We start from the raw sequence: 13,339 nt of genomic DNA on the forward strand, positions 1-13,339 counted from the left end.
ATCCACGGCTTTCATGCCGTGTTCCCAAGGACCAACCTTTAGAAACCGCCCCGGTTTGCCTATATTTCGGGGGTGGAATAGCTGGTGATTCGCATGGCCAGCATCTCAAAACGATTGGAAGAAAATTGATGACCGATACACCCGTCAGCGAGAATGACGCGAGTGCCGAATATGGTGCCGATTCGATCAAGGTCCTGAAGGGTCTCGATGCTGTCCGCAAGCGTCCCGGCATGTATATCGGCGATACCGACGATGGCTCCGGGCTGCATCACATGGTGTATGAAGTCGTGGACAACGCGATTGACGAAGCCCTGGCCGGCCATGCCGATCTGGTGACCGTGGCGCTGAACCCTGACGGCTCGGTCACCGTGACGGACAACGGTCGCGGCATTCCGACCGACATCCACACCGGCGAGGGTGTGTCGGCTGCGGAAGTCATCATGACGCAGCTCCATGCCGGCGGAAAATTCGACCAGAACTCCTACAAGGTTTCCGGCGGTCTGCACGGGGTTGGTGTTTCCGTCGTCAATGCTCTGTCGGTCTGGCTGAAACTGCGCATCCGGCGCAACGGCAAGGTCCACGAGATCTCCTTCACGCATGGAGTCGCCGATGCGCCGCTGAAGGTTATCGGGGAGTATGAAGGCCGCTCCGGCACTGAGGTTACCTTCCTCGCAAGCCCGCAGACCTTCACCATGACGGAATACGATTACAATACCCTCGAGCATCGTCTTCGCGAGTTGGCATTCTTGAATTCGGGCGTGAGAATCCGGCTAACGGACAAGCGCAAGCCGGATATCCGTGAAGAAGAGATGCTCTATGACGGCGGTTTGGAAGCCTTCGTCCGTTATCTCGACCGCGCCAAGAAACCGCTGGTCGAAAAGCCTGTCGCCATCAAGGGCGAGAAGGACGGCATCACCGTCGAAGTCGCGATGTGGTGGAACGACAGCTACCACGAGAACGTGCTCTGCTTCACCAACAACATTCCGCAGCGCGATGGGGGCACCCATATGGCGGGTTTCCGCGGCGCGCTGACCCGCCAGGTCACGTCTTACGCCGACACCTCCGGTATCACCAAAAAAGAAAAGGTCACACTGCAGGGGGAAGACTGCCGTGAGGGCTTGACCGCGGTGCTTTCCGTCAAGGTCCCGGATCCTAAGTTTTCGTCGCAAACGAAAGACAAGCTTGTTTCCTCGGAAGTCCGGCCAGTGGTCGAAAGCCTCGTTAACGAGGCTCTTAGCACTTGGTTCGAGGAACATCCGACCGAAGCAAAGATCTTGGTCGGCAAGGTCGTCGAAGCCGCCGTCGCCCGCGAGGCGGCTCGCAAGGCGCGAGAACTCACCCGTCGCAAGGGTGTTCTCGACATTGCCTCGTTGCCGGGCAAGCTCGCCGATTGCTCCGAACGTGATCCGGCAAAGTCCGAACTTTTCCTCGTGGAAGGCGACTCGGCGGGCGGTTCGGCAAAGCAGGGCCGTTCGCGCGAAAACCAGGCGATCCTGCCCTTGCGCGGCAAGATCTTGAATGTGGAGCGCGCGCGTTTCGACAAGATGCTGTCGAGCCAGGAAATCGGTACGCTGATCACGGCGCTCGGCACGTCGATTGGCAAGGACGAGTTCAACGTCGACAAGCTGCGTTACCACAAGATCATCATCATGACGGACGCCGACGTCGACGGCGCTCATATCAGAACGCTTCTGCTCACCTTCTTCTTCCGGCAGATGCCGGATCTGATCGAACGCGGACATATCTATATCGCCCAGCCGCCGCTTTATAAGGTGACGCGCGGCAAATCGGTCCAGTATCTGAAGGACGAGAAGGCGCTTGAGGAATATCTGATTGGCATGGGTCTGGAGGACGCGACCTTGACGCTCGGCTCCGGAGAGGTAAGGGCTGGTCAGGATCTGCGTGAAGTGATTCAAGATGCCCTTCGCCTTCGCTCCCTGGTCGAAGGGTTGCACTCCCGTTACAGCCGTTCGATCATCGAGCAGGCGGCGATCGCCGGCGCGTTGAATCCGGAGCTGACGGATAACCCCGAACGCGCCCGGCAGACGGCCGATGAAGTGGCCCGGCGGCTTGACATGATCGCCGAAGAAACGGAGCGGGGCTGGTCCGGCCATGTGACGACGGAAGGCGGCTTGCGCTTTGAGCGCATGGTGCGCGGCGTCAAGGAGGTCGCGGTCGTCGATGTTGCCCTGATTGGCTCGGCGGATGCCCGCCATATCGATCAGATGACGGCGCGCCTGCAGGAAATCTACCGCACGCCGCCGGTGCTCAGCCGCAAGGAAGGGGCGCAGGAGATTCCGGGTCCGCGTGCACTTCTGGATTCGATCTTCGCCTCCGGCCGCAAGGGCCTCTCCATGCAGCGTTACAAGGGACTCGGTGAAATGAATGCCGAGCAGCTTTGGGAAACGACGCTCGATCCGAACGTCCGTTCTCTGCTGCAGGTGAAGGTCAATGATGCGACGGACGCCGACGGTCTCTTCTCGCGTTTGATGGGCGACGAGGTCGAGCCGCGCCGCGAATTCATCCAGGAGAACGCGCTCAGCGTCGCCAACCTCGACATCTGACGTTTCGGCACCGGACGACAATAAAAGCGGCGGGTCGCAATGCCCGCCGCTTTTTCTATGTCCAGAGTAAAAATGTTTCACGTGAATCTTTCCTGTGGATAGGGATTCACGTGAAACAATTCTTAAATCTCGGTGCCAAGCCTCATGGTTCCCCCGCGAACCTGCCTTCGAAGGCAATTTCGGAAACGGGCTTCCGCTTGCTCGGGAATTCCCGTTCGGCAAGATCGTCGGGAAGCGTGCTCCGATCGGCAATCCGGCCGATCGCCGCCGCCGCCTCCACTCGATAGCCTTCCGGAATGCCGAGCGCCTCGATCGCCCTTTCCTTGTCGAAACCTTCCATGCCGTGAGCGTGATAACCAAGCTTCATCGTCTGGCAGATGACGGAAAACCAGGCAGCGCCGGTATCGTAGGAATGGGTATAGGCGGGCTTTCGTTCGCCGTCTTTGGAAACCCGATATGTTTTCGAGACGACGAACACGAGTGCGGCGGCATTCTTTGCCCAGCGCTGGTTGCCGGGGACAAGGATGTCCACCAGAATGGGGAACGAAGCAGTCCTGCGAAGTGCATAGATGAATCGCCACGGCTGGTTGTTGCCGGAGGACGGTGCCCAGTGGGCGGCATCCAGGATCGTCAGCATCGTCTCCTGGCTGATCGTCTCCTCCGTAAAGGCCCGCGGCGACCACCGATCCAGGAAAAAGGCATCGATGGGAAACTCGGATTGTCGGGAATTGCTGTTGGTCATGAACTTCCCTTGGCGGGTTGGCAAAAAATATCACAGACATCTACATAGTCGACAGCCGGCCGAGGGCAACAGGTCACTTTCCCGCGGAAACGGACGTGACAAGCAGTGGCTCTTGATCCATAAACGCGCCTTGTCTGACAACCGGAGGAGAGATTCCTTGAAACTGATGCGCGTTGGTGAGCCGGGCCAGGAGAAGCCGGCCGTGGTCGATAGCAATGGTAAGATTCGCGATCTTTCCGGCCACGTGGCCGATATAGCGGGTTCGGCGATATCGCCGGAGGGACTTGCTAAGATTGCGGCGATCGATCCGGAAAGTCTGCCCGAGCTTCAGCCGAGCCGCATCGGCGCCTGCGTCGCCGGCACTGGCAAGTTCATCTGCATCGGCCTCAACTATTCCGATCATGCCGCCGAAACCGGTGCGACCGTTCCGCCGGAGCCGGTCATCTTCATGAAGGCGACTTCCGCGATCTGCGGACCGAATGACGACGTCTTCATTCCGCGGGGTTCGGAAAAGACCGACTGGGAAGTCGAGCTCGGCGTTGTGATCGGGAAGACCGCCAAATACGTCTCCGAAGCCGATGCCATGGATTACGTCGCCGGTTATTGCGTCAGCCACGACGTTTCCGAACGCGCGTTCCAGACGGAGCGCGCTGGCCAGTGGACAAAGGGTAAGTCCTGCGACACCTTCGGCCCTGTCGGCCCCTGGCTGGTCACCAAGGACGAGATCGCGGATCCGCAGAACCTCGGCATGTGGCTGAAGGTCAATGGCGAAACCATGCAGAACGGTTCTTCCAGAACCATGGTCTATGGCGTCGGCTATCTCGTTTCCTATCTCAGCCAGTTCATGTCGCTGCATCCGGGCGACATCATTTCTACAGGAACGCCTCCGGGCGTCGGCCTCGGCATGAAGCCTCCGCGGTTCCTAAAGGCCGGAGACGTCGTCGAGCTTGGCATCGAAGGCCTTGGCAGCCAGCGCCAGACCTTTGTCGCCGATGTATAAGTGATTGACGGACTCCCATCCTTGCCTGTGGGAGTCCGTATCTGCCCGGCCATCACGGAACCTTAAGGCTTGCGTGCCATTCTATAGAGCACAGATGATTTGTGTTCCGCTCGTTCCGCCCTCAGGCATGTCCAGCCGGTTCTCTCCCAGATGTTGCATCGCAATAGAAAAGTGCTAGCCTGTTCCCCCATAAATAACGAACCGATTGGTTCGATGCCCCTGCCGAATACCCTGTCGGAAATCAAGAAAGGTGGCACCTCGATGTTCTATCAGCTCTATGAGATGAACCACGCCGTCATGGCGCCCTTCCGCGCCGCTGCGGATGCCATGCGCTTTTTCTATGCCAATCCCCTCAACCCCTTCTCGCAGACCACCATGGCCCGAACCGTCGCGGCAGGTTTGGAAGTTTTTGAGCGGGTGACCCGTCGTTACGGTAAGCCGGTTTTCGGACACGCCGAAACCACGATTGACGGAAAGCCTGTTGCGGTGACCGAGGAGGTCGTCTGGGCAAAGCCTTTTTGCAATCTTCTGCATTTCAAACGCCACGTGGCGGGCGACAGGGGGCAGGATCAAAAGATTCTGGTGGTTGCGCCGATGTCCGGCCACTATGCCACGCTTCTGCGGGGTACTGTCGAAGCGCTTCTCCCCCATGCCGATGTCTATATTACCGACTGGATCGACGCCCGGATGGTGCCCTTGTCCGAGGGACGGTTCGATCTGGACGACTATATCGATTACATCATCGAGATGTTGCATGTCATCGGACCTGGTACGCATGTGATCGGGGTGTGTCAGCCCTCGGTGCCGGTCCTGGCGGCGGTGGCCGTCATGGAGTCCCAGCAGGATTCGATGATCCCCGCGTCGATGACCTTGATGGGCGGGCCGATCGACACCCGCATCAATCCGACGGCTGTCAATGATCTCGCGCAGCAGAAGCCGCTCGAATGGTTCCGCGAAAACGTCATCATGAACGTGCCGTGGCCGCAGCCGGGCTTCATGCGCCGTGTCTATCCAGGCTTCCTTCAGCTTTCCGGCTTCATGTCGATGAACCTTGACCGGCACCTCGTCGCGCACAAGGAATTTTATGAACACCTTGTCAAGAACGACGGCGAGTCGGCTGAAAAGCATCGGGATTTCTATGACGAATATCTGGCCGTTATGGATCTCACCGAAGAATTTTATCTTCAGACGGTAGACACGGTCTTCATCAAGCATTCGCTGCCGAAGGGCGAGATGATGCATCGCCGCATCCCCGTCGATACGTCGGCCATCCGCAATGTGGCGCTGCTGACGATCGAGGGAGAAAACGACGATATCTCCGGTCTCGGCCAGACGCAGGCGGCACAGACCATCTGCGCGAACATCCCGGAGGACATGCGCCAGCATTACATGCAGCCGGATGTCGGTCACTACGGCGTGTTCAACGGGTCGCGGTTCCGTCGCGAGATCGCGCCCCGGATCGTTGCGTTCACCCAAAAGCACGCCCGCACACCATCCAGGACGACGCCGTTCAAACGGATCATCAAGGGCGGCAAGGCCGGCTGAGACCGTCTCGTTCCAATTTCCGGCATATATTTCAGCATCTTCTTGAATTTAATGATTCCCCTTCTTGAAGGGGGGTCATACGCTCACCAAATCGAATTCAGTCGGGCTGGCATGCGGCCACCCGCTGAAAACCTTAGGGTGTGACCTATGAACCAGTCAGCATTGATTCGTCCGGAGTGGACGCCGGCCACCATCGCTCTCATGGTGCTCGGTTTTGTGGTCTTCTGGCCGTTGGGCCTCGCCATGCTTGCCTATATCCTCTTCGGAGACAGGCTTCGCGGCTTCAAGCGCGACGCAAACGATCGCGCCGATCGCATGTTCGCCGGCTGCCGCCGGGCGAAGTCTCGTTACAACACGCATTTCTCGACGGGCAACGTCGCGTTCGACGATTGGCGCAAGGCTGAGCTCGACCGCCTCGAAGAAGAGCGCCGTAAGCTGGACGAGATGCGCGAGGAATTCGATTCCTACGTCCGCGAGCTTCGCCGAGCCAAGGACCAGGACGAGTTCGACCGCTTCATGCGCGAGCGCAAGAATCGGCCTTCCGGTGAGAACCCGGTCGTCGACCTGTAACTCCTGCTTGGATTCACGTGAAACAGAATGGAGCCGGCGTCGAAAACGCCGGCTTTTTTAGGGAAGGGAATCGGTTAGAAAGAAAGAATGTTCGCGCTTCTGAAAAAGCCCCCCCGCACAAAATCGAGACCCCTCGAAACGGTGAAGCGCACCCTGGATGTCGGCGATCGCGCAATGCCGCTGACGATCAGGGAAAATCGTCGGGCCACCCGCATCACGCTCCGGATCGAGCCGGGCGGTCGGGCTCTCAATCTCACGGTACCACTTGGGTTGCGGCGGCACGAGATCGAGGATTTTCTTGACCGTCATCAGGGATGGCTGCTGACACGGCTTGCGAAGTTTTCCACCGAAAACCCCATTCGCCCGGGCGGCTGCGTTCCATTTCGTGGCGTGTCTCACCGCATCGAGCATACTGGCTCCCTGAGAGGGATAACCGAGGCTCTGGTACTGGACGGTCAACCGGTATTAAAGGTGAGCGGACTTGAGGGTCACATAGGCCGACGGCTTTCGGCCTTTTTCAAGAAGGAGGCGCGCAAGGATCTGGAGGTTCTTGTTGCTCGCCATGCTGCCGCGATCCGCAAGCCGGTTCGGTCGATCACCATGAAGGATACCCGCAGCCGCTGGGGCTCCTGCTCCTGGGATGGAAACCTGAGTTTTTCCTGGCGCATCGTCATGGCCCCGCCACTGGTTATCGACTATCTCGCAGCCCATGAGGTGGCGCATCTGAAGGAGATGAACCACGGTCCGAAGTTCTGGGCGCTCTGCAAGGAACTCTGCCCGCGGATGGAAGAGGCCCGCAAATGGCTGAAGCAGCATGGGTCGCAGCTCCATGCAATCGATTTTGATTGATCGCCACGGGCCACATCTTCTCTTTATCTCAGCGGGAGAGGGGCAAAATACGGCTCCTGGTGCCGGATTTTTCAATAGCTTAACAAAAATCCCATCCCCGCCCCATGGGCTCCGCCTACAATTTCCCTGTCCCGCTTCGGCTACACCGGCCGGCATAACCGGCGAGGCGGGACCGGTGATCTGGCGAACCGCCCTTATGCAAGCGGATCGTCAGGGGCTGCGCAGAAAATGGTTCCCCTCTCGCCGGAACCGGCGGGGCGTGCGTGTGTCGCACACAAACCGGCCCTGATAAACATCATCGACAAACGGGCCGCCGCAGAGGAACCGGAGTTGCGCGGAAAAACACACCGAACGGGGCACGTCGCGTGTCACCTATAAATTTACTTACGAGGCACACGACGTGTCCCGGCCGATCCTCGCCTCAAGGCCGAGGATGACGAAAGACCAAACGCTCGTCCTCCCGGGCGAGCCCCGCAAGACCCGAAGATCGCCAAGGGGCCAATCCGTCTTGGCACGATTTGCCTCGACTTCGGCAAGATTTCGTGTCACTCCCGCACCTCATGAAACCTGATATCAAGATCTGCGGATTGAAGACCCCAGAGGCTGTCGATCGCGCCGTGGCGCGGGGCGCCACGCATATCGGTTTTATCTTTTTTCCCAAAAGCCCGCGTAATATTGCGCCGGAGGTTGCTGGCGAGCTGGCGGACCGTGTCCGGGGGCGCGTGAAGATCGTCGCCGTCACGGTGAATGCCGACGACGAGGAGCTGGACGACATCGTTTCACTGCTCCGTCCGGATATCCTGCAGTTGCACGGCAACGAAAGCCCGGAACGCGTCCTGCACTTGAAGGCGCTCTACGGCCTGCCGGTCATGAAGGTTTTTTCGGTCAGGGAGGCCGGCGATCTCGACCGTATCGACGCTTATATCGGCGTCGCTGACCGTTTCCTGTTCGATGCCAAGGCCCCGGCGGGATCCGAACTTCCGGGCGGCAACGGCGTTTCCTTTGACTGGAGTGTGATGGCTTCGCTTGACGAAAGCGTGGATTACATGCTTTCCGGGGGATTGAACAAGGATAATGTCGCTGCCGCGCTCGCGTCCACCCGCGCAACCGGTATCGATATGTCGTCCGGTGTGGAAAGTGCGCCGGGCGTCAAGGACCTTGGCATGATCGATGCGGTCTTCGATGCTATCGCAGCAGCGCGGCAGAAGATCGCCTAAGGAGTTGAGAGTGAACCAGACGCCACAACCCAATTCGTTTCGTTCCGGCCCTGACGAGGACGGCCGTTTCGGCATTTTCGGCGGACGCTTCGTCGCCGAAACGCTGATGCCGCTGATCCTGGATCTGCAGGGCGAATGGGAGAAGGCAAAGACCGATCCTGCCTTTCAGAAGGAGCTGGCGGATCTCGGCGCTCACTATATCGGCCGTCCAAGCCCGCTTTATTTCGCCGAGCGCCTGACCGAGCATCTCGGCGGGGCGAAGATCTATTTCAAGCGCGAAGAACTGAACCATACCGGTTCGCACAAGATCAACAATTGCATCGGCCAGATCCTGCTCGCCAAGCGCATGGGCAAGACCCGGATCATCGCGGAAACCGGTGCCGGCCAGCATGGCGTGGCTTCCGCGACGGTAGCGGCCCGCTTCGGCTTTCCTTGCGTCGTCTATATGGGCGCAACCGACGTGGAGCGTCAGGCGCCGAACGTCTTCCGCATGAAGCTCCTTGGTGCGGAAGTAAAGCCGGTGACGGCCGGCAACGGCACGCTGAAGGACGCCATGAACGAGGCGCTGCGTGATTGGGTCACAAATGTCGACGACACCTACTACCTGATCGGCACGGCCGCCGGCCCGCATCCTTACCCGGAAATGGTTCGCGACTTCCAATCTGTCATCGGCGTGGAAGCCCGGGAGCAGATTCTAGAAGCGGAAGGCAGGCTTCCGGATGTCGTCATCGCCGCCGTTGGCGGCGGCTCCAATGCAATCGGCATCTTCCATCCCTTCCTGGACGATCAGGAAGTCAAGATCGTCGGCGTCGAAGCAGGCGGCCGCGGGCTTCAGGGCGAAGAACATTGCGCTTCCATCACCGCCGGCACGCCGGGCGTGTTGCATGGTAATCGCACCTATCTGCTGCAGAATGAAGACGGGCAGATCCTCGAAGGCCACTCCATTTCGGCAGGTCTCGATTATCCGGGCATTGGCCCTGAGCACAGCTGGCTGCATTCCATCGGCCGGGTGGAATACGTGCCGATCATGGACCAGGAAGCTCTGGACGCATTCCAGCTTCTGACGCGGCTCGAAGGCATCATTCCGGCACTGGAGCCGAGCCACGCCCTCGCAGAAGTCATCAAGCGCGCGCCGAAAATGGGCAAGGAAGAGATCATCCTGATGAACCTCTCCGGCCGGGGCGACAAGGATATCTTCACCGTCGGCAAGATTCTCGGAATGGAACTCTGACATGACAGCTCGTATGGACAACCGTTTCGCGGCTCTGAAAGCCGAGGGCCGTCCCGCTCTGATCACCTATTTCATGGGCGGCGATCCGGATTTCGAAACGTCGCTGAACATCATGAAGGCTTTGCCGGGGGCGGGCGCCGATGTCATCGAGCTCGGCATGCCGTTCTCGGATCCGATGGCCGATGGCCCGGCGATCCAGATGGCCGGCCAGCGGGCGCTCAAAGGCGGGCAGACGCTTTCAAAGACGTTGGAACTGGCGCGGAAATTCCGCGAAGGGGACAACGAGACGCCGATCGTGATGATGGGCTATTACAATCCCATCTATGTCTACGGCGTCGACAAGTTTCTCGATGACGCAATCTCGGCCGGGATCGATGGCCTGATCGTCGTCGATCTGCCCCCGGAAATGGACGATGAACTTTGTATCCCGGCTCTTGCCAAGGGCATCAACTTCATCCGGCTCGCAACACCCACCACCGATGACAAGCGTCTGCCGGCGGTCCTCAAGAACACGTCCGGTTTTGTCTATTACGTCTCGATGAACGGCATCACCGGTTCGGCTCTGCCGGACCCGTCGCTGGTTTCGGGCGCCGTCAAGCGCATCAAGGGCCACACAAAGCTGCCCGTCTGCGTCGGCTTCGGCGTGAAGACGGCCGATCACGCCAAGGCGATTGGCGCTGCGGCCGACGGCGTTGTGGTCGGCTCGGCAATCGTCGCGCAGATTGCGGGCAGCCTGACGAAGGACGGCGCGGCAGGTCCGGATACAGTCGCAGCTGTTTCGACCCTGGTTCGCGGCCTGGCGACCGGCGTACGCGCCGCCCGCCTTGTTGCCGCCGAATAGTTTACCCACATTAGGCAAGATTCCAACGGGAGTACGCCCAAGTGAACTGGATCACCAATTATGTCCGGCCACGTATCAATTCCATGCTTGGCCGCCCAAACCGGGACGTTCCGGAAAACCTCTGGATCAAATGCCCGGAAACCGGCGAAATGGTCTTCCACAAGGATCTGGAAGAGAACAAGTGGGTCATTCCCGCATCCGGTTATCACATGAAGATGCCAGCCAAGGCGCGACTGAAGGATCTGTTTGACGGCGGCCACTTCGAATCGCTGCCGCAGCCGAAGGTCGCTCAGGACCCGTTGAAGTTCCGCGATTCCAAACGTTATGCTGATCGCCTCAAGGACAGCCGGGTAAAGACTGAGCAGGAGGATACCATCCTGGCCGGCGTCGGGCAGGTGCAGGGTCTGAAGCTCGTCGCCGTCGTTCACGAGTTTAATTTCATCGGCGGTTCGCTCGGCATGGCGGCCGGCGAGGCGATCGTCAGGGCCTGCGAACGGGCGGTGTCGGAAAAGTGCCCGCTGGTCATCTTCCCGGCCTCCGGCGGCGCTCGCATGCAGGAAGGCATCCTGTCGCTGATGCAGCTTCCACGCACCACCGTTGCGGTCAACATGCTGAAGGAAGCGGGCCTGCCCTATGTCGTCGTGCTGACCAATCCAACGACCGGCGGCGTCACCGCTTCCTATGCAATGCTGGGCGACGTCCACATTGCCGAGCCGGGTGCCGAGATCGGTTTTGCCGGCAAGCGGGTGATCGAGCAGACGCTGCGTGAGAAGCTGCCGGAAGGTTTCCAGACTTCGGAATATCTGCTTGAACACGGCATGGTCGATATGGTGGTAAAGCGTCACGACATCCCGTCGACGCTGGCAAGGATCCTGAAAATGCTGACGAAGCAGCCGATCCAGCAGGCGATTGCAGCACCGGTTGCGGCCAGCGCCTGACCGATTGACGTGTCGAGAGCCGGAGCGGCGGGATGAGCACGATGAACGAGCCCGTTGTCAGCGCGGCTGAACAGGAAATCGACGAGCTGATGGCCCTTCATCCGAAGGGTTTCGACCTTTCGCTTGATCGGATCACACGGCTTCTCGAAGTCCTCGGCAATCCGCATAAGAAATTGCCGCCGGTCATCCATGTGGCCGGCACCAACGGCAAGGGGTCCGCGACGGCCTTCTGCCGGGCGCTGCTCGAGGCGGGCGGCTATGCAACGCATGTTCATACTTCCCCACATCTCGTGAATTGGCACGAACGTTACCGGATCGGCGTCAGGGGTGGGCGAGGCCAGCTGGTCGATGATGCCATGTTAGCGGATGTGCTGCGACGTATTGCTGCCGCAAACGACGGCCAGACCATTACGGTCTTTGAAATTCTGACGGCGGCTACCTTTCTGCTCTTCTCCGAGCAGCCGGCCGATGCGGTCATCCTCGAAGTCGGCTTGGGGGGCCGTTTCGATGCCACCAATGTCATTTCCGATCCGGCCGTCTCCGTCATCATGCCGATCTCGCTGGATCATCAGGCCTATCTTGGTGATCGCGTGGAACTGATCGCTGCGGAAAAGGCGGGCATCATGAAGCGCGGCCGGCCGGTCGTCATAGGGCACCAGGAATTTGAGGCAGCCCACGATACGCTGATTTCCACCGCGGAGCGGCTGGGCTGTCCGATGTCTGTCTACGGTCAGGATTTTTCCGCCCACGAGGAATTCGGCCGCCTGATTTACCAGGACGAATTTGGCCTTGCTGATCTGCCGCTGCCAAGACTTCCCGGTCGGCACCAATATGCCAATGCCGCAGCGGCGATCCGAGCCGTCAAGGCGGCAGGCTTTCCGGTGACCGAAGCCATGATGGAAACGGCGATGGTAACCGTCGAGTGGCCGGCCCGGCTGCAGCGGATTACCGAAGGCAAGCTTCTGGCTCATGCGCCGGAAGGCGCGGAAATCTGGCTGGACGGCGGACACAATCCCGGTGCCGGCGAGGTGGTTGCCGAAGCTATGGCCGCCTTCGAGGAGCGCCAGCCTCGGCCGCTCTATATCATCGCCGGGATGATCAATACCAAGGATCCTGTCGGATATTTCCGGGCGTTCGCAGACATTGCCGAACATGTCTTCACCGTCCGCATCAGGGGCAGTGAGTCGGCACTCGATCCCGTGGTACTGGCCCATGCCGCCTTCGATGCAGGGCTGGTCGCGGAACCGGCGGGCTCGACGGAGGAAGCCTTGCGGGAAATTACGGAAAGGCAGCTGCCCGGAGCCCCGCCGCCCCGTATCCTTATCGGCGGATCGCTTTATTTCGCCGGCAACGTGCTTGCCGACAATGGCACTCCGCCGAAATAAGGGTCCTTTTCCGGAGTCGGAAACAGCAAAAAACCCGGCTGCAGGGGACAACCGGGTTTTTCGAGGTCATGCTGGGTAAAAAGCTTAGGCGGCGCTGGAGATCCAAGCCGAAAGGGCAGTCTTCGGAGCGGCCCCGACCTTGATGTCGGCCACTTCACCGTCCTTGAACATGGCGAGCGTCGGGATCGAGCGCACGCCGAACTGGGCTGCCAGTTCCGGGTTTTCGTCGATGTTCAGCTTTGCGACCTTCACCTTGCCCGCCAGCTCAGTGGCGATTTCCTCGAGGCTCGGAGCGATCATTTTGCAGGGGCCGCACCATTCGGCCCAAAAATCCACGACGACCGGCTCGGCCGAATTCAGGACTTCGGACTGGAAATTGCTGTTATCGACTTTCACGGTAGCCATAGGGCTCTCCTTCACGATTCTCTGTTGGTCTAAATGTGAGACGGGCATTCAA

At 59.6% G+C, this 13,339-nt stretch carries 12 protein-coding genes; 10 read left to right on the top strand and 2 right to left on the bottom strand.

Features of this window, described 5'->3' with window-relative positions; all coding sequences use genetic code 11:
• The first annotated feature begins 128 nt into the window (after nucleotides 1-128).
• Nucleotides 129-2,564: a DNA topoisomerase (ATP-hydrolyzing) subunit B gene (gene gyrB / locus C5L12_RS11710; protein ID WP_105372214.1), complete on the top strand. Its 2,436-nt coding sequence runs from the start codon at nucleotides 129-131 to the stop codon at nucleotides 2,562-2,564.
• A 142-nt stretch (nucleotides 2,565-2,706) separates the two neighbouring features.
• Here gyrB and C5L12_RS11715 read toward each other — a convergent pair whose 3' ends face one another.
• Entirely contained in the window at nucleotides 2,707-3,306 is a 600-nt protein-coding gene (locus tag C5L12_RS11715) for a nitroreductase family protein (RefSeq protein WP_105372215.1), read from the bottom strand.
• Between the two features lie 157 nt (nucleotides 3,307-3,463).
• On the opposite strand from C5L12_RS11715, the gene C5L12_RS11720 reads away from it, so the two are divergent.
• The 9 genes from C5L12_RS11720 (at nucleotide 3,464) to C5L12_RS11760 (ending at nucleotide 12,882) form a co-directional block, all read left to right on the top strand.
• On the top strand, nucleotides 3,464-4,306 hold the full coding sequence (locus tag C5L12_RS11720) for a fumarylacetoacetate hydrolase family protein (RefSeq protein WP_105372216.1): 843 nt from the start codon (nucleotides 3,464-3,466) through the stop codon (nucleotides 4,304-4,306).
• Nucleotides 4,307-4,567: 261 nt separating this feature from the next.
• Complete coding sequence (locus C5L12_RS11725) at nucleotides 4,568-5,851, top strand: polyhydroxyalkanoate depolymerase (RefSeq protein ID WP_105372274.1); 1,284 nt, start codon at nucleotides 4,568-4,570, stop codon at nucleotides 5,849-5,851.
• A 147-nt stretch (nucleotides 5,852-5,998) separates the two neighbouring features.
• On the top strand, nucleotides 5,999-6,421 hold the full coding sequence (locus C5L12_RS11730) for a DUF2852 domain-containing protein (RefSeq protein ID WP_105372217.1): 423 nt from the start codon (nucleotides 5,999-6,001) through the stop codon (nucleotides 6,419-6,421).
• Nucleotides 6,422-6,508: 87 nt separating this feature from the next.
• Nucleotides 6,509-7,270 carry a M48 family metallopeptidase gene (locus C5L12_RS11735; RefSeq protein ID WP_105372218.1) on the top strand — a complete coding sequence of 254 codons (762 nt, stop codon included), beginning with the start codon at nucleotides 6,509-6,511 and terminating at the stop codon, nucleotides 7,268-7,270.
• A gap of 560 nt (nucleotides 7,271-7,830) precedes the next feature.
• Nucleotides 7,831-8,487, top strand: coding sequence for a phosphoribosylanthranilate isomerase (locus tag C5L12_RS11740; protein WP_105372219.1), 657 nt, complete (start codon nucleotides 7,831-7,833; stop codon nucleotides 8,485-8,487).
• Nucleotides 8,488-8,497: 10 nt separating this feature from the next.
• The gene (gene trpB / locus C5L12_RS11745) at nucleotides 8,498-9,718 is read left to right on the top strand and encodes a tryptophan synthase subunit beta (protein ID WP_105372220.1); all 1,221 of its coding nucleotides are present in this window, start codon (nucleotides 8,498-8,500) and stop codon (nucleotides 9,716-9,718) included.
• Nucleotide 9,719: 1 nt separating this feature from the next.
• Nucleotides 9,720-10,559: a tryptophan synthase subunit alpha gene (gene trpA / locus C5L12_RS11750; RefSeq protein WP_105372221.1), complete on the top strand. Its 840-nt coding sequence runs from the start codon at nucleotides 9,720-9,722 to the stop codon at nucleotides 10,557-10,559.
• A 41-nt stretch (nucleotides 10,560-10,600) separates the two neighbouring features.
• Nucleotides 10,601-11,497, top strand: a complete 897-nt coding sequence (gene accD / locus C5L12_RS11755; RefSeq protein WP_105372222.1) for an acetyl-CoA carboxylase, carboxyltransferase subunit beta — start codon at nucleotides 10,601-10,603, stop codon at nucleotides 11,495-11,497.
• A 41-nt stretch (nucleotides 11,498-11,538) separates the two neighbouring features.
• Nucleotides 11,539-12,882, top strand: a complete 1,344-nt coding sequence (locus C5L12_RS11760) for a bifunctional folylpolyglutamate synthase/dihydrofolate synthase (protein ID WP_425350779.1) — start codon at nucleotides 11,539-11,541, stop codon at nucleotides 12,880-12,882.
• A gap of 84 nt (nucleotides 12,883-12,966) precedes the next feature.
• Here the strand turns inward: C5L12_RS11760 and trxA are convergent, their stop codons facing one another.
• Nucleotides 12,967-13,287 carry a thioredoxin gene (gene trxA, locus C5L12_RS11765; RefSeq protein WP_105372224.1) on the bottom strand — a complete coding sequence of 107 codons (321 nt, stop codon included), beginning with the start codon at nucleotides 13,285-13,287 and terminating at the stop codon, nucleotides 12,967-12,969.
• Nucleotides 13,288-13,339 lie beyond the last annotated feature (52 nt).

The sequence above is a fragment of the Neorhizobium huautlense genome (assembly GCF_002968575.1).
GTDB classification, from domain to species: domain Bacteria; phylum Pseudomonadota; class Alphaproteobacteria; order Rhizobiales; family Rhizobiaceae; genus Neorhizobium; species Neorhizobium huautlense.

Excerpts from the sequence above, each read along its gene's own strand:
- C5L12_RS11760 (WP_425350779.1), top strand. The coding sequence starts at position 11,539 with ATGAACGAGCCCGTTGTCAGCGCGGCTGAACAGGAAATCGACGAGCTG.
- trpA (WP_105372221.1), top strand. The coding sequence starts at position 9,720 with ATGACAGCTCGTATGGACAACCGTTTCGCGGCTCTGAAAGCCGAGGGC.
- C5L12_RS11740 (WP_105372219.1), top strand. The coding sequence starts at position 7,831 with ATGAAACCTGATATCAAGATCTGCGGATTGAAGACCCCAGAGGCTGTC.
- C5L12_RS11730 (WP_105372217.1), top strand. The coding sequence starts at position 5,999 with ATGAACCAGTCAGCATTGATTCGTCCGGAGTGGACGCCGGCCACCATC.
- C5L12_RS11725 (WP_105372274.1), top strand. The coding sequence starts at position 4,568 with ATGTTCTATCAGCTCTATGAGATGAACCACGCCGTCATGGCGCCCTTC.
- gyrB (WP_105372214.1), top strand. The coding sequence starts at position 129 with ATGACCGATACACCCGTCAGCGAGAATGACGCGAGTGCCGAATATGGT.
- C5L12_RS11735 (WP_105372218.1), top strand. The coding sequence starts at position 6,509 with ATGTTCGCGCTTCTGAAAAAGCCCCCCCGCACAAAATCGAGACCCCTC.
- C5L12_RS11715 (WP_105372215.1), bottom strand. The coding sequence starts at position 3,306 with ATGACCAACAGCAATTCCCGACAATCCGAGTTTCCCATCGATGCCTTT.
- trxA (WP_105372224.1), bottom strand. The coding sequence starts at position 13,287 with ATGGCTACCGTGAAAGTCGATAACAGCAATTTCCAGTCCGAAGTCCTG.